This window comes from Haploplasma axanthum, assembly GCF_900660745.1.
Lineage (GTDB): Bacteria > Bacillota_I > Bacilli_A > Acholeplasmatales > Acholeplasmataceae > Haploplasma > Haploplasma axanthum.
In genome coordinates, this window is the sequence record NZ_LR215048.1 from 1249816 (window position 1) to 1270813 (window position 20998).

At 28.8% G+C, this 20998-nt stretch carries 21 protein-coding genes and 1 riboswitch; of the genes, 3 read left to right on the forward strand and 18 right to left on the reverse strand.

Going from position 1 to position 20998, the window contains the following annotated elements; translation table 11 throughout:
- Positions 1 to 6: 6 nt before the first annotated feature.
- A complete protein-coding gene (locus EXC62_RS05830) occupies positions 7 to 519 on the reverse strand; it encodes an adenine phosphoribosyltransferase (RefSeq protein ID WP_026391072.1) in 513 nt (170 codons plus the stop codon).
- 136 nt (positions 520 to 655) lie between these two features.
- On the opposite strand from EXC62_RS05830, the gene EXC62_RS05835 reads away from it, so the two are divergent.
- Positions 656 to 1891, forward strand: coding sequence for a replication-associated recombination protein A (locus EXC62_RS05835; RefSeq protein WP_026391073.1), 1236 nt, complete (start codon positions 656 to 658; stop codon positions 1889 to 1891).
- Positions 1892 to 2031: 140 nt separating this feature from the next.
- On the opposite strand, the gene speB is transcribed toward EXC62_RS05835, so the two are convergent.
- The 3 genes from speB to EXC62_RS05850 all read right to left on the reverse strand — a co-directional run bounded on the left by speB (position 2032) and on the right by EXC62_RS05850 (position 6164).
- Entirely contained in the window at positions 2032 to 2910 is an 879-nt protein-coding gene (gene speB, locus EXC62_RS05840; protein WP_026391074.1) for an agmatinase, read from the reverse strand.
- Entirely contained in the window at positions 2900 to 4384 is a 1485-nt protein-coding gene (locus EXC62_RS05845; protein ID WP_162140311.1) for an aminotransferase class I/II-fold pyridoxal phosphate-dependent enzyme, read from the reverse strand. Before EXC62_RS05845 ends, speB begins: the two co-directional genes overlap by 11 nt.
- A 103-nt stretch (positions 4385 to 4487) precedes the next feature.
- On the reverse strand, positions 4488 to 6164 hold the full coding sequence (locus EXC62_RS05850) for a ribonuclease J (RefSeq protein WP_026391075.1): 1677 nt from the start codon (positions 6162 to 6164) through the stop codon (positions 4488 to 4490).
- Positions 6165 to 6281: 117 nt separating this feature from the next.
- Between EXC62_RS05850 and recU the strand changes: the two genes are divergently transcribed.
- Complete coding sequence (gene recU / locus EXC62_RS05855; RefSeq protein ID WP_026391076.1) at positions 6282 to 6851, forward strand: Holliday junction resolvase RecU; 570 nt, start codon at positions 6282 to 6284, stop codon at positions 6849 to 6851.
- Here recU and EXC62_RS05860 read toward each other — a convergent pair.
- On the reverse strand, positions 6823 to 7533 hold the full coding sequence (locus EXC62_RS05860) for an energy-coupled thiamine transporter ThiT (protein WP_026391077.1): 711 nt from the start codon (positions 7531 to 7533) through the stop codon (positions 6823 to 6825). The genes recU and EXC62_RS05860 overlap by 29 nt on opposite strands.
- 64 nt (positions 7534 to 7597) lie before the next feature.
- Positions 7598 to 7695: riboswitch (TPP riboswitch) on the reverse strand.
- 79 nt (positions 7696 to 7774) lie between these two features.
- Entirely contained in the window at positions 7775 to 9070 is a 1296-nt protein-coding gene (locus EXC62_RS05865) for a pyrimidine-nucleoside phosphorylase (protein WP_026391078.1), read from the reverse strand.
- A 67-nt stretch (positions 9071 to 9137) separates the two neighbouring features.
- On the opposite strand from EXC62_RS05865, the gene EXC62_RS05870 reads away from it, so the two are divergent.
- Complete coding sequence (locus EXC62_RS05870; RefSeq protein ID WP_052590075.1) at positions 9138 to 9722, forward strand: histidine phosphatase family protein; 585 nt, start codon at positions 9138 to 9140, stop codon at positions 9720 to 9722.
- A 53-nt stretch (positions 9723 to 9775) separates the two neighbouring features.
- Here EXC62_RS05870 and EXC62_RS05875 read toward each other — a convergent pair whose 3' ends face one another.
- The 12 genes from EXC62_RS05875 to ileS all read right to left on the reverse strand — a co-directional run bounded on the left by EXC62_RS05875 (position 9776) and on the right by ileS (position 20816).
- Entirely contained in the window at positions 9776 to 10567 is a 792-nt protein-coding gene (locus EXC62_RS05875) for a lysophospholipid acyltransferase family protein (RefSeq protein ID WP_026391079.1), read from the reverse strand.
- Positions 10567 to 11040, reverse strand: coding sequence for a dihydrofolate reductase (locus EXC62_RS05880; RefSeq protein ID WP_026391080.1), 474 nt, complete (start codon positions 11038 to 11040; stop codon positions 10567 to 10569). Before EXC62_RS05880 ends, EXC62_RS05875 begins: the two co-directional genes overlap by 1 nt.
- Positions 11037 to 11903 (reverse strand): thymidylate synthase, encoded by an 867-nt coding sequence (gene thyA, locus EXC62_RS05885; RefSeq protein WP_162140312.1) that lies wholly within the window; start codon positions 11901 to 11903, stop codon positions 11037 to 11039. Before thyA ends, EXC62_RS05880 begins: the two co-directional genes overlap by 4 nt.
- A gap of 18 nt (positions 11904 to 11921) precedes the next feature.
- A complete protein-coding gene (gene pepV, locus EXC62_RS05890) occupies positions 11922 to 13298 on the reverse strand; it encodes a dipeptidase PepV (protein WP_035375908.1) in 1377 nt (458 codons plus the stop codon).
- A gap of 39 nt (positions 13299 to 13337) precedes the next feature.
- Complete coding sequence (locus tag EXC62_RS05895; protein ID WP_026391083.1) at positions 13338 to 13901, reverse strand: LOG family protein; 564 nt, start codon at positions 13899 to 13901, stop codon at positions 13338 to 13340.
- A gap of 62 nt (positions 13902 to 13963) precedes the next feature.
- Positions 13964 to 14311, reverse strand: a complete 348-nt coding sequence (locus EXC62_RS05900; protein ID WP_162140313.1) for a single-stranded DNA-binding protein — start codon at positions 14309 to 14311, stop codon at positions 13964 to 13966.
- Between the two features lie 165 nt (positions 14312 to 14476).
- Positions 14477 to 15184, reverse strand: coding sequence for a purine-nucleoside phosphorylase (gene deoD / locus EXC62_RS05905; RefSeq protein WP_026391084.1), 708 nt, complete (start codon positions 15182 to 15184; stop codon positions 14477 to 14479).
- Complete coding sequence (deoC, locus tag EXC62_RS05910) at positions 15165 to 15839, reverse strand: deoxyribose-phosphate aldolase (protein WP_162140314.1); 675 nt, start codon at positions 15837 to 15839, stop codon at positions 15165 to 15167. Before deoC ends, deoD begins: the two co-directional genes overlap by 20 nt.
- Entirely contained in the window at positions 15826 to 16488 is a 663-nt protein-coding gene (locus EXC62_RS05915; RefSeq protein WP_026391085.1) for a YczE/YyaS/YitT family protein, read from the reverse strand. Before EXC62_RS05915 ends, deoC begins: the two co-directional genes overlap by 14 nt.
- A gap of 8 nt (positions 16489 to 16496) precedes the next feature.
- Complete coding sequence (locus tag EXC62_RS05920; RefSeq protein ID WP_026391086.1) at positions 16497 to 17351, reverse strand: hypothetical protein; 855 nt, start codon at positions 17349 to 17351, stop codon at positions 16497 to 16499.
- A gap of 31 nt (positions 17352 to 17382) precedes the next feature.
- Entirely contained in the window at positions 17383 to 18120 is a 738-nt protein-coding gene (gene surE, locus EXC62_RS05925) for a 5'/3'-nucleotidase SurE (protein WP_026391087.1), read from the reverse strand.
- Complete coding sequence (gene ileS / locus EXC62_RS05930; protein ID WP_162140315.1) at positions 18117 to 20816, reverse strand: isoleucine--tRNA ligase; 2700 nt, start codon at positions 20814 to 20816, stop codon at positions 18117 to 18119. Before ileS ends, surE begins: the two co-directional genes overlap by 4 nt.
- Between the last annotated feature and the right edge of the window lie 182 nt (positions 20817 to 20998).

Below are 20998 nucleotides of genomic sequence, written 5' to 3' on the forward strand. Positions count from 1 at the left end.
CTCCTTTTAATATTTTATTAACGACAAAACATTATAATTTTTAAGTAAATCTCTACCATTTAAGTCTACAAGTTCAATTAAAAAAGCAACACCAGCAACAATTCCACCTTGACTTTCAACTAAATCAATAGTTGCTTTGATAGTTCCACCTGTTGCAAGTAAATCATCAACAATTAAAACACGGCTTCCTTTTTTAATATCTCCTTTATGAATTGATAACTCGTTATGTCCATATTCAAGTGCATATTTAACATCAACTGTTTCACGTGGTAATTTACCTGGTTTTCTAACTGGAATAAATCCTGTATTCAATTCATAAGCAACAGGACAACCAAAAATAAAGCCTCTTGCTTCAGGTCCAACAACTAAATTAACATCTTTATTTTTTGCAAACTCAACAATTTGGTCAGTTGCATATTTAAATGCTTTACCATCTGCCATTAATGGCGTAATATCTCTAAATAAAATACCTTCTTTTGGAAAATTTTCAACACTTGCAATATAATCTTTTAAATTCATAACTTGCCTCCAATAAATTAAAATCGTCTACTTACCATTTTACTCTATTTTCATCATTTTTTCAACAAACCAAAGTTTTATTGAATATGTTTTTTTGATTGTTAGAATGATGTTATAATATATACGGGTGATATTTATGCAACAACCATTAGCATACCTTATGCGACCAAAAACGTTTGATGATGTTTTAGGTCAAGAGCATTTAATTGGAAAAGATGGTATTCTAAGTGCAATGATAAAAAAACAAAAGCCATTATCATTTATATTGTATGGTCCTCCTGGTACTGGAAAAACAACAATTGCTAATATCTTTGCTGAAAGTTTTGATATGGAAACTTATTTTTTTAATGCATCAACAGACAATAAAGCACGTTTAATGGATATACTTAACACAACAAATTTTACAAACATTCTACTTATTATTGATGAAATTCATCGTATGAAAACCGATGTTCAAGACTATCTTTTACCTTTTGTTGAAAGTGGTAAAGCTACTTTTATTGGACTAACAACACTTAACCCTTACCATAGTATAAACTGGGCAATTAGATCTAGATGCCATCTTTATGAAGTTAAAAAGTTAAATGATGATGATATTAAAAAAGCAATCCAAAAAGGATTACATATGTTAGATATTGATATTAAGATTGAGCCTAATGCATTAGACTCATTAGTAAGATATTCAAATCACGAAATTAGGTCAGCATTAAATCTTTTAGAAAGTGTTAGTCTTGTTTTAAAAGATGGTGATACACTAACTAATAGCCTTTTACTTAGAATTGCTGGTAATCCAAAATACTCATTGGATAAAAGTGATGACAATTATTATCAACTTCTAAGTGCCCTCCAAAAATCAATTAGAGGTTCAGATGTTGATGCCTCATTACATTATCTTGCTAGATTGCTTGTCCTTGAAGATTTAAATAGTTTAACTAGAAGATTATTAGTAATCACTTATGAAGATATTGGACTTGCTAATCCAAACATTGCGCCAAAAGTTTTAGCTGCATGTGAAGCTGCTAAAATGGTAGGAATGCCTGAGGCGAGAATTATTTTTTCAAATATAGTTATTGAACTGGCAATCAGTCCTAAATCTAATTCTGCTTATCTAGCTATTGCTGCAGCTTTAGACGATTATAGTAATAATGATACTGGTGAAATTCCTAATCATGTCGATAATAATAAAATTAAGCTTGATCCATCAATTTATCATTACCCACATGATGACAATGGTTCATTAAATGATCAAATTTATTTACCAGACAAAATTAAAGAAAAAACATATTATCTTCCTAAAGAAGAAACTAAGTATGAAGCTGCTTTAAAAGTACGTTTAGATTTAATCGATAAAATCAAAGGAAAAAAACGTTAATATTAAATGAAAAAGCGAAATAAAATCGCTTTTTTTTATAACTATTCACTTATGATTAGTTTTAATGTTATTTATTAATAAAAAAAACCACTTAAGTTTTCTAGTATTATATCTAGTTGAAACTAAATGGTTTTTTCTTGTTATTTTTGTTTCTTTTCAATATTTTTGTGTAATAATAGTACCATTTCTCTTAAAGTTTTTGCAGCAACAGCAGTTGATGCACCACTTGGATCTAACATTGGTGCTAATTCAACAAAATCAGCAGCAACAATATTATTCAATTTTTCAAATTGATCAATCGCCCATAATAAATCTTTATATTGCATTCCACCTGGTTCAGGAGTTCCCGTTCCTGGGAAAACAGCAGGATCTAAAACATCTAAATCAATTGTTATATATACTGGTTTATCTTTTAATTTTTCTACTGCTTCAACTAAACCTTCAAAATCAAATTTTCTTTGATGGATATGCTTTTTAGCCCATTCAAATTCTGGTTTTTCACCACTTCTTATTCCAAATTGATAAATCTTACCATCACCAACAAATTTATGAACATGTCTCATAAATGTTGCATGTGATAAATCTCTACCAAAAAAGTGTTCTCTCAAATCTGTATGTGCATCTAAATGAATAATATGTAAATCAGGATATTTTTCAAAAGTTGCTTTAATTGTTGGATAGGAAACTAAATGTTCTCCTCCAACCATCATTGGAACTTTATTATCATTTAAAATTTCTTTTGTTGTTTCATAAACTATATCAAGTGCATCTTCAACAGCACCAATAGGTAAATCTAAATCACCAATATCAACAGTTTTATAGTCTTTTAAATCACGATCACGGTATGGTGAATACCATTCAACTCCAAAAGAGTCAACTCTAATTGCATTTCCTGCAAATCTTGTTCCAGGTCTAAACGATGTTGTAGCATCCATCGGTACGCTAAATATAACAACATCTGACTCATCATAGTTGCTATTGCAACTTTGAAATGATAAATCTACTTTTTCAAATTTCATTTGGATCTTCCTTTCTATCCCATTCATCTCTATCGACTATTTTTACATAACCTCGATCAGTATCACTTAAGATAACTGATCCACTTTTTTGATAAAACTTTAAATCACTTAAGATTTTTTTAGTTATTACTTCACCAGGAATCACAAGTGGTATTCCAGGTGGATAAATCATAATCATTTCTGCTGCAATTTCATTAAGAGCATCTTTAAATCTAACATACTTTTTTGGTGCATGATATGCAACACGTGGTCTTATTGAACTTACAGGTTCAGTATAAATAATTTTATGTTTTAATGGTTTAGCATTTTCATAATATCTTTCACTTAGTTTTTTTAATGCTTCCACTAGTGCATCTAAATCTTTCTTTTTTGTTCCAATTGATAGAACAGCTAAAATCAAATGAGTTTCTGCAAGTTCTAATTGAATATGGAAATCATCAAATAGTTCTTTATACGCTTGGAATCCTGTTATACCTAGATTTGATACCTTAACAATAATTTTTGTTTGATCATAATCTTTAGCACCTAACTCAAGAAAATCTTTTTTAGTTATAGCTTTCAATCCTGGTATTTTACCTATTTCATCACGCGTTTTTTTAGCCATCTTAACAATATTAGGTAATTCTTCAGGACCTTTAAAGTAAATTGTTTTTCTTGCAACATCTAAACTTGCAAGTAATAAACTACTTGGTGAAGTACTTTGCAGCATATTAATTGTTGATCTTAATCTTACATGATCAACTTTTTTACCTTTCGTTAGAATTATTGAACTTTGAGTAAGTGAACCAACTGTTTTATGTAATGAACATGCAGCGATATCTGCACCTGCTTTCATTGCTGACATTGGTAATTCTTTACTAAATTTAAAATGTGATCCATGTGCTTCATCAGCAAGAACAAACATATCATGCTCATGGGCTAATTTAACAATCTCTTTTATTTTAGTTGTTACACCAAAATATGTAGGATTAATTATGAAAACTGCTTTTGCATCTAAGTTATTCTTGATTGCTTCTTCATATGTTTCATAAGTTACATGGTTTGCAATACCTAAATTCTCATCAATTTTAGGTTCAACAAAAACTGGAACTGCCCCACTTAAAATTAGTGCATTAATTGCAGATTTATGAACATTTCTGGGCATAATGATTTTATCATTTGCACGACATACTGCCATAATCATTGCAAGTATTCCCATTGTAGTACCACCTGTTAAAAAATACGCTTTATCTGAACCAAAAGCATCAGCCATTAATATAGCAGCTTCTTTTATAACAGTCTTAGGCTTATTTAAGTTATCTAAACCTCTTGGTGCATTAGCATCTAATCTAAACATGTTAATACCAACATAATCAAGTAACTCATTATCAATTTGTCCAAGCTTATGCCCAGGCACATCATGTGACGTTGTATTACTATTCGCATACTGTAGTAATTTTGAATAGAACGGGGTTGCTTCTTGTTTCTTATTCATCTATTTATCCATCACCTTTCAAAAACATATTTATTGTATCATTAATTAAAAACAAATCATACATATATAAAAAAAACAACTTCAAAAAAGAAGTTATTTTAATTTAATTAGAACTTTCAGTTGAGATAATAACTGGAATTGTGATTGGATTACGTTTTGTTTCTTGGAAAACAAATTTTGCAAGTGCATTTCTAGCATCTTTTTTATATTCACTCCAGTTAATATATTTACTATTTAAATACTTTTCACTTATTTTCATAAATTCATCTTTAATAGAATTTAATAATTCTTCTGATTCTTTTACATAAACAAATCCTTTAGTAACTATTTCTACATCACCAACAATTTGTTTCTTACGAGGATCAACATGAGCTACAATAATTAATGCCCCATCTTCAGCTAATAATTCACGATCTCTTAATACATAATCATTAACATCACCAACTGCAGTACCATCAATTAGAATTTCTCCAACAGCGATATCATTTTTACTTACAAATGGTTTTTCTTCAAATGTTAGAACATCACCATTATCCATTAAGAATACTTCATCTTCTTTATATCCTAATTGCATTGCAAGTTTTCTAACACTATATTGATGACGATATTCACCAATAACGGGAATAATATATTTAGGTTTTAACATATTAATCATCATCTTTATTTCATCAGCATTAGCATGTGAGAATGACAATAATTTTTTATCAATAACTTCAACATGTGCATCACTTCTAAATAATACATCAAGTGTTCTAGCAGCCATTTTTTCTGTTCCTGGAACAGGTGCAGTCATAATAATAACTGTATCTCGTTCATTAATATGAATTAATCTATCTGATTTTTTACACATTCTTTGAATCATGTAAAATGGTTCATGTCTTGATCCAGTAATTAATGCAACTATATCTTTTCCTTCATTATTATTTTTTTCATCAATAAAGCGTAGATTAGTTAATGATTCTTCAGGAATCTCTAAATAACCTTCTTTAATCGCAATATCAACAATTCTTTGAGCTTTTCTACCAATAATTGCAATCTTTTTCTTATGTGCAATAGCAATATCAATAACTCTTTGAATTTTTAATAAATCAGATGAAAATAAAGAAACTAAAATTCTTCCTTCCGCATTAGAAAAAATACTATTTAACTTATGGTCTAATTCAAAGTTTGTATGACTTGTTTTAGCTTCTGTTGAACCAACAGACTCAGTTAGTAATGCTAATACTTTCTTTTCAGTTAATTCATTGATTTTACCAAAATCAGTTTGATATTTAATATCACCAGATTGGTCAAAAGTAAAATCACTAGTATAAACGATACTTCCTCTTGTTGTTTGAATAGCAATCCCAACAGATTCAGGAATTGAATGGGTAGTATTAAAGAAAGTAACTCTGACATTACCAAATTTGATAATACTATTTTGGTTGATAATATTTAAGGTCAATTTACTTAAATCATAACCTGCTTCTTTTAAATTGTCTTTTATTATTTCCATTGTAAAATTTGTTGCGTATACAGGAATGTTTAAGTCTTTTAATACATGTGATAAAGCTGCTATATGATCTTCATGGGCATGAGACATAAAAATACCTTTAACTCGGTCTTTTATTCTAAGTAGTCCACGATAATCAGGAATGATTTCATCAACACCATATAATTCACTACTTGGATACTTTATACCTGCATCCAAAATGAATAAATCTTTATCTACTTCAACTATAAACATATTTTTACCGTTTTCGGCTAATCCACCTAACGCAAAAAAACGAATTTGACTCATTTTTTTCACATCCTTAACTTTTTCGTTTCGAATATTTCATAACCATTATAACATATAAATCGTAACTGTTTCCAAAGATTTGCGTAAATAATGTGTTAAAATATAATTGGTGATAAAATGAAATATCCAATTAAACGCAAATCTTCAACTATTACTACAAATTATTCCAATCTTGGAATGACTTTAGAAAGTGATATTGAACTAACAAATGAATACTATTTAGCAAATGGGATTGCTATTATCCATAAAAAACCAACACCTGTTCAAGTTGTTAATGTTGATTATCCTGCTAGAAATAAAGCGAAGATTACTGAAGCTTACTATAAAACACCTTCTACAACTGATTTTAATGGTATATATAAATCTAGATATATTGATTTTGATGCTAAAGAAACAAAATCTAAAACTTCTTTTCCACTTAGAAACATTCATTCTCATCAAGTGGAACATTTAAAGAACATTTCAAAACATGGTGGAATTGCTTTTCTAATAATTAATTGGAAAAGCTATAATAAATACTTCTTTTTACCAATAGATGTAATATTAAAATATTGGGATAATAAAAAGGATGGAAGAAAATCCATCCCTTATCAAGAATTCTTAGACAATGCTTATGAAATAAAATTCAATTACAACCCTCGTCTAGATTATTTAAAGATTATTGATGAATACTACTTGAAGGATTAAGATTTAATTGTTCAGTAATATCCAATAATCTTTTTCTTATTAAAATGATTATTAATGTAACAACAATACCTGTTGATAAAATATATATACTATTATATATTCCACTATAAAGAACTAAATTACCATTCATACTTTCAAATATTTTAGTTGCAATATCAGCGTTTGCAGTACCTTCATTTACTTTATCTACTGCGTATTTGATTGATGAACCCCATAATAATACACCACTAAAAGTTGCTGATACCCATCTAACTAAACTTACTAGAAGTACTGAATAAACAACATTTTTAATACTCTTTAAATTATCTTTATAAAATAAACCTGAAAGACCAAATGCAGTAAATGGAATTAAATAGTCAAATGCTATTAACCCTATTATATGCCATACTGTCCAATTTGTACCTGTCCATGATTCAAGTGTTGATTTTAAAACTGAAAGATAAATCAGATAATCAAACGAGAAATTATATAATGCATATATAAATCCTCCAAGTAATCCATACTTAAGTCCAAAGATTAGACCTATTAGAATAAGTGGTATCATTGAAATACCGAAAAACTTTCCGCCCATAGGCATGCTTAAATTTAAGCCTGGAATGTAACTTATTATTACATCCACTACAATTGCAACTGCAACTAAAACTGCTGTTACAATCAATTTACGAAGATCAAATTTCTTCATAACATTTCCTCCTTTAAAAATAAAAATTTCTTTGGTTTCCCAAAGAAATAGCATCAAAAAAAGATTCTTTTTTCTCAACTATCCCTCCGCTGGTATAACCCAGATCAGGTTCTTCGGGTCGACTATTGTCCTCTCAGCCTATTGGCTCCCCGTAGTGATCATAATTATTATAGCATATAAAAATAAATAATAAAATATAATGCAAAAAAGGATGATATTTTTTAAAATACCATCCTTTATTTTATTTAACTGTTCCTAAAATTAGTTTAAAATCTTGTTTCTTGCTACCTATTGTAATACTCTTTTTAATAAGTTCGGTTGCTTCTTCAACACCTTTTTCACTTACATAGAGAGTAACCAGTACATCTCCAACTTTAACCTTATCACCAATTTTTTTATGAAGATCAAGACCAACTTTCAAATCAATAACATCTTCTTTTGTTTCTCTACCAGCACCTAATCTGGATGCTGCAACACCAATACCTAATGCATCAATTTTTGTTATATAACCCTCTTTAGTAGATTTTACTTCAACTGTCTTATCGGTAATTAATTTACTTGGGTTATCAACATAACTTACATCTCCACCTTGGGCAATAACCATTTCTCTAAATTTATTCAATGCTTTACCATCATGAAGTGACTTAGCAAGTTTTCTTTTTGCTACTTCAAAATCAGTTTCAATTTTTGCATCTAATAATAATTGTGCACCAATTGTAGTAGTAACTTCTACAACATCTCTTGGTCCTTTTCCATTCATTGTTTCAATTGATTCAAATACTTCCAATCCGTTACCAATTTTATGTCCTAAGGGCTCATCCATGCTTGTTAAAATTGCGGTTACTTTTTTACCAGCTAACTTTCCAATATTCACCATTAATTTAGCAAGTTTTTTAGCTTCATCTAAAGTTTTCATAAATGCTCCAGAACCAACCTTAACATCTAAACATATAGCATCAGAACCACTTGCTAGTTTCTTTGACATAATACTTGAAGCAATAAGTGGTATTATATCAACAGTTCCCGTAACATCTCTTAGGGCATAAAGTTTTTTATCTGCCGGAGCAACATCTCCACTTTGACCAATAACAGATAAACCTATTTCATTAACTTGTCTTTCAAAATCTTCAAATGATAATTCTGTCTTAAATCCTGGAATACTTTCTAATTTATCAATGGTTCCACCAGTATGCCCTAATCCTCTACCACTCATTTTAGCTACTTTAGCACCATGTGCTGCAAGTAATGGTGCAAGTATTAAAGTTACTTTATCACCAACTCCACCAGTTGAATGCTTGTCTACTTTAATTCCATTAATTTTTGATAAATCGAAAACATCGCCACTATCGCGCATTGATAATGCAAGATTAGTAGCTTCTTCATCATTCATTCCTTGAAAAAATAAAGTCATTAAGAATGAACTCATTTGATAATCTTTAATTGTTCCATTTGTATAATTTTTAACTAAATATTGAATTTCCTCTTTCGTTAAAGCGTTCCCTGCACGCTTTTTTAGAATCAAATCAACTATGTGCATATAATCACTCCTTCACATATATTCTACCATATTTTTATGTTATAATAGAGTTTGAAAGGTGATTATTATGAAAATATATTTAGTTAGACATGGTCAAACAAATTATAACTCTCAAAGATTAATTCAAGGTAGAGTTGATGCCCCTTTAAATAATGTTGGTCAAAAACAAGCTAAAACTGCTGGGCAAAAATTAAAAAGTTTAGGAGTTACTTTTGATCGAGTAGTTTCTAGTCCACTATCAAGAGCATTAGAAACAGGCTATTTGATTAGTAAAAAAATTAATTATAAAGGACACATATTAATTGAACCAAACTTTGTTGAACGTGATTTTGGTAATTACGAGTTAACAAAAATTGCTGATAATTTCCCTAAAGTCATGGTTGAAGGATTTAGTGAAGTTGGTTTTGAAGATAATGAACAAATTAGAGAACGTATCGCATATGGATTAGTAAATCTTTATAATCGTTTTCCAGATGAGACAATCGTACTTACAACACATGCGCATGCTATAAGAACAGTATATCTATTATTTGATAATAAAAAATATACATATACTAATTTCTTTTTAGGTAATGGATCAATTCATCTATTCGAATTTGATGGTAAAAAACTTAATTTGATTGAAACATATCTAAATGAAGAGGAACAATAAGGATTGCTTTATAGCAATCTTTTTTTATTAAAAAAAGACCGATTTAATCGATCTTATTTATCTAACCTGCTATTTATTATTTCAAACATTTTTTCACCAATTTCTTGAGTAGTTAAATCTTTAATTTCTTCATATTTAACAACTGGATGAAAAATTATTTTAATATGTAATCTTTGAAAGAACTTCTTTTTTGCTATCTTACTATTATTAATAATTGAAACTGGTAAAAAATCAGATTCAGATTTAACACCTATTTTATAAGCACCTGCTTTAATACCAACCATTGAATCTTGTTCTCTCGATAAAATCCCACCTTCTGGGAATATGAGCATTGCCAAACCTTCTTCAACATTTTTAATTGCTTGAATCATTGTCTTAGCTGTTCTTCTATTATCATCACGATCAATCGGAAGGCAACCTAAATAATCCATATATTGTGAAACAAGTGGCAACTTATACAATGAAATTTTCGGTGTAAATGCTAATGCACGATTCATGTATGCCATAATTAAGAATGGATCATCTTTAGATTTATGGTTTCCATATACTGTTAATTTTCCTGTTTTTGGAATATTTTCAGTTCCTTCTGCTGTTACTTTCAAACCTAAAACAATCCCATTTAAAAATCTTGAGAGATTCTTTAATAGTTTATGTTTAAACTTTGTATTTGGTTTTGATTTTTTCATAAATGGTAATAATAAATATAATCCAATAATAATCACGATAATACTAGTTAAAAATCCCGCAATTAACCAAACTGGTATTAGATATAGAATATCACTAATTAAGAAAAAGTATAGTGCACTACTCCCAAACCAAAGAAAGAAAAATATAAAAGTAAACATTAATGTTTTCTCCTTTCATAGGTTGCAAATATTAAACTATCAGTATTTGAATAATTAACTAACTGATAATCATTCAAATCAAATTTTTTAAAATATCTATTTCCTTCAAATCTTCCAAGGACAAATGTAATATATAATCTATCAGCATAAGGTAATGCAAGATTATATATTGTTGGTCCACCAATAACGAAGATTTCTTCATTATTATTCTTTAAAAAATGATTTACATCTTTAACTAATATTGCATCTTCATATACTTTATCAATTAAATTTGCTACATAAATTTTTTTAAATGGGAAAGGTTTAGTTTTATAATATCCTTTCATTGATTCATAAGTTAAATCACCCATTAAAACAATCTTATCTTTTGTAACATTTTTAAAATAAGTTAAATCTTTAGGGAAATGCCAAGGTAGTTTATCATTATTACCAACTAACCAGTTTTCATCCATAGCCCAAATCAGATTTATCATACAGCAACCACTCCTTTAATTAAGGGATGCGGATTATAGTCTGTAAGGCTGAAATCTTCATATTTAAAGTCTAAAATGTTCTTAATTTCAGGATTAATAATCATTTTCGGAAGTTTTCTTATTTCTCTAGTTAATTGAAGATTAACCTGATCTAAGTGATTTAAATATATATGAGCGTCCCCAATAGTATGAACAAATGTTTTTGGCTTTAAATTAGTAACTTGGGCTACCATCATTAATAGTAATGAATATGATGCAATATTAAATGGAATTCCAAGGAATACATCACCACTTCTTTGATATAGTTGAAGTGATAGTTCACCATTATTTACATAAAATTGCATGAAAGCATGACATGGGGGTAACGCCATATTCTTAATTTCGCTTGGATTCCATGCAGAAATAATATGACGTCTTGAATTAGGATTCTTCTTTATATCATCAATTACATTAAGAAGTTGGTCAACACCTAAAAAGTTTCTCCATTGTTTTCCATAAACAGGGCCTAGTTCACCATGTTTTTTAGCAAACTCTTCATCATTTTTTATTTTATCAATAAATTCTACTAGAGATTCATTCTGATAATCATTACTTTTCTTAAATATTTCGTACGGCCATTCATTCCAGATATTAACTTTATTATCTACTAAATATTTAATATTTGTATCTCCACTTATAAACCATAAAAGTTCATGAATAATCGATTTTAAATGGACTTTTTTTGTTGTTAGTAAAGGGAACCCTTCATCTAAATCATATTTAGTTTGATAACCAAAAACACTAATTGTTCCAGTGTTAGTACGATCATCTTTTGTATCACCATTTTTTAAAATATATTCACACATTTCTAAATACTGTTTCATTATGTCCCCCTAAATACTTTATTTTGCTAATTCGTATAGTGCTTCTGTATATATAATTGTTGCTAGAATTAAATCATCAATTTCAATGTATTCATCTTTTTGATGAATATATGAAGGTTTACCTAAGAAGTGTGGTCCAAAAGCAACCACATTAGGCATAGCACGTGCAAACGTACCACCACCAATTGTTATTGGTTTAGCCTCTACATCATTTGTATGTTTACGATATACTGTCATTAATTTTTGAACTAATTCTGAATTTGGATCATTGTAAAGTAATTTTTGATGATGATTATATGAAACATTAAATCCTTTAAATGTATCTTTTAATGAATTAAACATTTCATCAAAAACTACTCCGTTAGGATATCTAACATTTAAAACAACTTTAAAATCATTATTATTAACTTCTAGAACACCTAAATTAACTGTTAAATCACCCATTTCATCATCATGATAGTTAATCCCTAGTTTATTACCTCTAGTATCTTTAGTTAGATATTTATCAATTAAAATTGTTAATTCATTTTTAATTCCTTCTTGAATTAAAAAATCGTTTAATAAATGAATTGCATTTTTACCAAGTTCTGGTAATGAACCATGGGCACTAATACCATCTAAATCAAGTTTGATTCCATTAGTTGTTTTTTCAGTATTTCCATTTAAGTTATTTTCTTTTAAATACTTTTCAAAAGAATCTACAAATTTATCATTAACATTCTTAACAATTGCTGTTGCATGATCTGGAACCATATTATCTCTAAGTCCACCAGTAAATGAAACTAATGAGCTATTATCATACTTGCCTTCAATATTTATTCTTACAATCCCTTTTTCAGCATAGATTAATGGGAAATCTGCATCAGGAATAAATCCAGATACTGGTGCTTCAGGAAATCTTTTGAAATAATGATTAACACATCTCCAACCAGATTCTTCATCAATACCTAAAACAAGTTTAACTCTTTTTGATAATGGAACATTTAATTCTTTTAAGATTTTTAATGCATAATATGCAGCAATAGTTGGTCCTTTATCATCTTCAGTTCCACGACCAAACATTTTTCCATCATGAATTTCTGCTCCATATGCTGGATAGCTCCATCCAGATCCTGCTGGTACAACATCTAAATGTCCTATTATCCCAACAAATTCATTTTGTTTACCATATTCAATATGACCTGCATATCCATCAACATTAAGTGTTTCAAATCCATCTTTATTTCCTAAACTTAACATATAATCTAATGCTTCTTTATTACCTTCACCAAATGGAGCACCAACTCTATTTGGATCAAATGTTGTTAGTTCAGAATTTATTTGAATTAATTTTTGTAAATCTTTGATTAAATCATCTTTTCTTTTCAATACTTCTGCTTTAAAATCTATTTTCATATTGTTCATCTCCTATTTACTATTTTAACATAAATTTCATTATTTAAATGTTCTAAACTTTGGTGGTTCATAATTATTAATAAATTCATTTATAGTTTTAACATTATCACTAAATAATATTTTATCAAATGTTTCTTTACTGAAAAAACCAGTATCAGTCATAACTTTATATTGTTCATATAAGTGTTTATAAAAATTATTAACATTATATAAAATACATGGACTAGCATTTTGACCAATACCTGCCCATGAAATCACTTCAGTAATTTCTTCAAGTGTTCCTGCACCACCAGGCATTGCTATAAAGGCATCAGATAGTTCAAACATTTTATGTTTTCTAATACTCATATTATCAACGATAATAAACTCCGTAATTTCTTTAAATGCAAGTTCTTTATCAATTAAGAATTGTGGCATAATACCAATTACTAATCCACCATACTCAAGAACAGTTTTAGCAATTAGTCCCATTAAACCTCTTTTACCCCCACCATATACTAGTGTATGGTTATTTTCACCAATCCATTTGCCGAGTTCAAAAGCTTTCTTTGCATAGATTTCATTATCTCCACTGTTTGCTCCACAATATACTGCTATCTTCAAACTAATCATCTCCTTAATATACTTGACTTATTATAACAAAATATCATGTTAAAAAAAAGAAATCATTTGATTTCTTCTTCTAATTTTGCTTTACTTGTCGATAAATATGTAATCTTTTCAGCAATCACTTCAAGCATACTAATTTTTTTATCATCTGTAACTTGATACTGCCATGTTTGAATTCTTGCTTTTACTGCTAACATTACACCTTTTTTTACAAATGACTCAACAATAGTTGCTAAACCTTCCCAAGCAGTTACTTGAATGAAGTCAGTATCATATTCTCCATCATAGTTTTTAAAACCTCTTTGCACTGCTAATTGGAATCTTAACACCTTTTTACCATCTTCAAGTATTACCGCTTCTGGTTCATGTGTAATTCTTCCTATTAATACTAATTGATTAAGCATAATAATCTCTCCTTTTAAGAGAGTATACTAATAACTTAACTTATATTAAAATCATCAAATTTCAAATAAAATTAATATAAAAACAATCTTTAAATAAAAAAATAGTAGAGAGTATTTCTTTTAATCTCTACTATATAATTATTTATAAATTTTCTCTTAAATTGATTAAATACTATTTAAAGCAACTAACATCATTTCTTTGAAAGCTTCTTGTCTTTCTTGTGCAGTTGTTGCTTCATGTGTTACAAGCGAATCAGAGATTGTTAATAGACATGCAGCTTTCTTACCTAATGCTTTTGCATTAGTAAACAAAGCAAATGATTCCATTTCCACACAAACAGCATTATGTTTTTCATAAATATCTTTAAACTCATCTGGATTTACACGGTAAAAAACATCTGATGAATGAATTGTTTCAGTATGTAATGTAACTCCAACTTTTGCAGCTGATTTTAACAATCGATTATTTAATGATTTAGTTGCAGGTAATGTTTTTCTTCCTGTCACTCCCATTGTCTTAGCATAACTTGATTCACTCCAAGCATCTTTAGCTAATACAACATCATATAATTTCAATTTATCAGTATAAGCACCAGCAGAACCTACTCTAATGATTGCTTCTACATCATAGAATTTAAATAATTCATATGAATAAATACCAATACTTGGCATTCCCATTCCAGAACCCATAACTGTTACTTTTTTACCATTAAACTTACCAGTATAACCAAACATGTTTCTTACTCCATTAATTTGAACTACATCTTTAAGAAAAGTTTCAGCGATATACTTAGCTCTTAATGGATCTCCAGGCATAATAACTGTTTTAGCAATTAAATCTTTGTCTTTCAACTCAATATGTGGTGTTGGTATCATTTTTTTTCTCCTTTTTAAGTACAATGTCAACGCCATTTGAAGTACCAATTCTTGTCGCACCTGCTTCAATCATTGCCATAGCATCTTCATACGTTCTAACTCCACCTGATGCTTTTACTTCAGCATCTTTTCCAACTGTTTCTTTCATCAATTTAACATCTTCAACTTTAGCACCACCTGTACCAAATCCTGTTGAAGTTTTTACAAAGTCTGCTCCAGCTTCAACTGTTAGTTCAGAAGCTTTGATAATTTCTTCTTTTGTTAAATAACAAGTTTCAATAATAACTTTAACGGTTCTACCACCAGCAGCAATTACTACACCTTCTAATTCATCTAAAATAGTTTCATAATTGCCTTGTTTTAAGGCTGTAACATTAATAACAACATCTATTTCATCAGCACCATTAATAACAGCATCAAGTGTTTCTTGTGTTTTGATTATTGGTGTATGTGTTCCATGTGGAAAACCAATAACAGTACAAACTAAAACATCAGTTCCTTTTAATTGTTCTTTTGCATATGCAACCCAAATAGGATTAACACAAACACTTTTAAAGTTATATTCTTTTGCTTCTTTAATTAGTTTATCAATTTGCTCTTTTGAAACGTTTGCTCCAAGTTTAGTATGATCAATATATTTATTCAATTGCATTTTTCTTTTCCTTTCTTTTTTCATAAATTCTTAATATGAAATTAATTGTTGGACCAACACCTATAACTACAATTATTGTGAAGAAATTAATTTGTGTAGTTAATAATTTAGTTATTAATCCTAGAATTATCGCCAATATTAAGAAAAATGTATCTAGTAAAACTTTAGTTTTATGGTAAGAACCAATTTTTTTACTTAGATAAAGTGTTAGTTCATCATATGATGACATTGGTAGTTTTTCTATTATTAATATTGCTGCACCAATAGCTACTATAACAATTGATACAAGTCCAAATGGAATACTAAACCAATAATGATTCATTATACTATTCGCATCTCCAATATTAAAGATATTATTAAGTAGTGGCTGCCAAAAGTTTATACATAATCCAATTAATATTCCTACAACAATACTAAAAACTAATTTAAAGTTTCTTGTTAGTGCAAACAATATGACGGCAATTACTGCATTTGTAATAAGGGTAGCTGTTCCTGTTTCTATTTTCACTAGTTTTCCAAAGAAAACGTTAAATGCATCAAGTGAACTTGCACCTAATTCAGTTACAATAATTCCTGTAACACCCAAAGCTAAAAGTATTATTCCGATTATTTCAAATACTACTTTCCTGATAATTATTTTTTTATCCATTTTGCTCCTTAATCAATTAATTGAAAGTGATCGACTTTTGTCAAAACTTCAATTACCTTAGTAAATTTATTCTTTTTTAAAATCTTATTAACTTTTTTTAAGTTTTTCTTTGAAACAACTTTTGAATCTTTTAAAAACCCAGGTACATCATCTAAAAATTTACTTGCTTGTTCATAAAATTCTTGATACTTAATTATTGAAACATCATTACCTCGATTTAAAAATATGAAATCAACATATGGAGGTATCACGGTTAAAGTATCGTATTTCCATTCAAAACCGATTCTTAGTCTATTATCTGCATTTGCTAAAAATAAATAAAATGGAACATATGTACTTGCTTCTTGATAGTATTTTTGCAAACTAAAATTATCATCCATATATCTTAAGACACTATTTAACTTATCTTTTGAAATTAAATAATTTTCTTGCAAGAACTTAGGATGTAATTCTAAATATCTTTCTTTTACCATATTAAATATTTTCATAACCAAATCTAATCTAAAAGGTAATACATCTTCAAAATAATCTTGATATACAAAATAATCAAATTTTTCAACAAGTCTTTTAACAATATGGAAGACATGATCAGCAAAATAATCTGGAACAGTAAGTGGTAACTCTAATTGAAAATTCAAATCTAAATACCTTGGATTTAAACGATAAATATCTTTAACTTGTGATTTAGGCATAATTAAAAAACAGGCTTTATAACCTAAACGTGGATGTTTGTAGTTTATTCTTACACTTCGCTCATCCATTTCAATTTCCATTCCTTCAATAACTTCAAAGAATGCTAACAAAGCTTCAACATCTAAATCTCTTGTTTTCTCACGAAAAAAATGCACTTGAAACTTTTCCATTGCCTCACCTCTTACAATAATTTTATCATAATTACTTAGTTTTCTTTAATTTATTTAACATTTCATGATGAGTACGATTAAGTGTTAAAGGTGTTATTGAAATATAACCATTGTTATATGCCCATACATCACTATCTAAATCTTCCTCAAATTGACTAATGCTTCCTTTTAAATAGTAATGATCTTCAATACTATTCTTTTTAATTAACTCTGAATGAAAATAACGTTTTCCTTGATTAGTGAATAAAACACCAAGTGGTTTAGCAAATGTATATTTTGGAAAATTAACATTTAAAATACCATCAAATTCATATAATTTGTTTTCAATTATTTCATCTAATGTTTTAATAGTTTCATCATATAAATATTCAAGTTCAAGTCCATCAGCAGAAATAGCAATCGCATTTACACCATAAATCTTTGCTTCAAATGCAGCACCGACAGTTCCAGAATATAAAATATCTTTTGCAATATTTGGTCCATCATTTATTCCTGAAACAACTAAGTCAAAATCAACATTAAATAATCTTAAACCTGCTTTTGTTGCATCAGCTGGTGATCCATTAACAGCAATTGTTCCAATTGTTCCAGCTAATAAAGGCATTTGAACAACTTCAAGTGTGTTATAGATTGTTATTGCGTGACTTTTACCACTTTGTTGATTCATTGGTGCAGAAACATAGATTTTACCATGAGGAGCAAGTGCTCTAGCTAAAACTTCTAATCCTTTAGATTCAATTCCATCATCATTAACAATTAAAATGTTCATTTAAAATCCTCCACGATTTTATTACATCTATCACATAAATGTTTTTCATTTAACACTTTGAAAGTTCGCCAACATCTTTCACAAACTTCCCCTTCAAATTTAGACACTTTAACTCTAAATGAATCACTTTCTTCTACATTAACATTAGAAGAGATTAATACTAATTCTAAATCAACTTCTAAATATTTAATTGCATCAATTTGTTCCTTAGTTAATTGTAAATCAATTCTTGATTCTAATGATTTACCAATCACTTTTTCATTTCTAGCAATTTCTAATTCTTTTAAGACTTTTTCACGCATTTCTTCAAATATTTCAAAATTCTTTAATAATACTTCATCAGTAAATTCATTTTTACTTGGCATACTTTCTAAATAAATATCTTCTTCTTTATGGAAAGGTAATTCCCAATATGCTTCTGAAGTAGTATGTGGAATTATTGGATTTAAAACTTTTAATAATCCTAAGATGATATCATACAATGTTGATTGGATTGCTCTTCTTTCAAAATTGTTTTGTGCTTCAATATATAAAACATCTTTTGCAAAATCCAAATAGAATGCTGATAAATCATTAATTATAAATGGCATTATAATACGATATACTTTATCAAATTCATATGCATCATAAGCATCAATAACAGCATTAATTACACTTCTGTATTTCAATGTCATTACACGATTAATTCTTCCACGCATTGAATAAGAAATATAATTTTCTTCCGGATTGAAATCAAATAAATTTCCTAAAACAAATCTAAATGTATTTCTAATTTTACGATATGATTCTGCTGTTTGCTTAATTAATTCATCACTTATTCTAACATCACTTTGATATGCTGTAGTTGCTGCCCAAAGTCTAATAATATCAGCACCTTGTTGTTTCATTATTTTAAGTGGATCAATAGTATTACCAAGTGACTTACTCATTTTATAACCTTTACCATCTAAAACAAATCCATGACTAACTACATTTTTATATGGAGCAACACCGTTAATAGCAACACTAGTAATTAATGAAGAATTAAACCACCCACGATATTGATCAGAACCTTCCAAATATAAATCTGCTGGGAATGGTAGTCCTCTTTCATCTAACACTTTATATGATGAGCCACTATCAAACCAAACGTCCATAATATCCATTTCTTTTTCATAGATATTATTAGGACTTAATGCATTTTTATATCCTTTAGGTAATAAGTCTTTAGCATCCCATTCATACCAAATATTTGCTCCATATTCTCTAAATAAATCAGAAACATGTTTAATAACTTGATAATCTAAAATTGCTTCTCCATTTTCTAAATAGAAGATTGGAAGTGGTACTCCCCAAACTCTTTGGCGTGAAATAACCCAGTCTCCTCTTCCTTCTATCATGTTTGACAATCTAACTTCACCCCAACTTGGAGTCCAATTTACTTTTTTAATTTCTTCTAACAAATCTTTTCTTAATGGATCAATACTTGCAAACCATTGTGGTGTTGCTCTAAAAATAACTGGTTTTCTAGTTCTCCAGTCATGTGGATACGAGTGAGTAATTATGTCTTGTTTTAATAAGAATCCTAATTCATCCATATCTTTAACAATTTCTTTATTAGCATCTTCATAGAACATTCCAGCATATTTACCAGCTTCTTCAGTCATATATCCTTTAGCATCTACAGGGCTTAAAATATCTAATTTATATAATAAACCTACTTGATAGTCATCATCACCATGACCAGGAGCAGTATGAACAAGTCCTGTACCGTCAGTATCAGTAACGTGTTCTCCTAAAATTACAGGTGAAACTCTATTATATAATGGGTGTCTGTATTTAACATATTCTAGGTCTTTGCCTAAGAATTCTTTCAATACTTCAACATTTTCCCATCCTAGTTTTTCTTTTAATGTATTAAGTAATGAATTTAAGATAACATATTTTTTTCCATCAGCATTTACTAATACATAATTCATTCTTGGGTGTACTGAAACAGCTAAGTTTGCAGGTAATGTCCATGGTGTTGTTGTCCAAACTAAAAGATTAGCACCTTTTAATTCTTCATTTTCAACAATTGGTAATGCAAAGTAAATTGAAATTGAATTTTTATCTTGGTACTCAATTTCTGCTTCTGCAAATGCTGATTCACTTGAAGGAGACCAATAAACTGGCTTTAATCCACGATAAATTAAATTTCTTTCAACCATTTTACCGAAAACTTGAATTTGATCAGCAATAAATGATTTATCTAATGTTAAATAAGGATTGTCCCAATCCCCTAAAACACCTAATCTCATAAATTGTTCTTTTTGTTTTTGAACTTGTTGTAACGCAAATTCTTCACATTTTTCTCTAAATTCTTTTCTTGATACTTCACTACGTTTTAAACCTTTTTTAACTACTTCATTTTCAATTGGTAAACCATGTGTATCCCAACCAGGTATAAAAGGAACATAAAAACCAGCCATTGTTTTGTATCTTAAAACAAAGTCTTTAAGTGTTTTTTGTAATGCGTGTCCAACATGGATATTTCCATTTGCATATGGAGGACCATCATGTAGGATAAATGGTGTATTATCCTTATTTTTTTCTAAGACTTTATTATATAAGTCCATTTCTTTCCATCTTTTTTGAAACTCTTCTTCTCTTACACCTAAATTTCCTCTCATTTGAAATTCAGTTTTAGGCATTAATAATGTATCTTTTAATTCCATCTTTTCTCACCTCAATATTTTAATAAAAAAATACGTCCTTATAAAAGCTAAGGACGTATTACTACGCGGTACCACCTTAGTTCCAGATTTCTCTAGCACTCAAATTTATATGTTACTCCAAGTTGATACATAATATCTTATTTAATTAGGCTTTCACCATTCCCTAACTCGCTAATAAACGT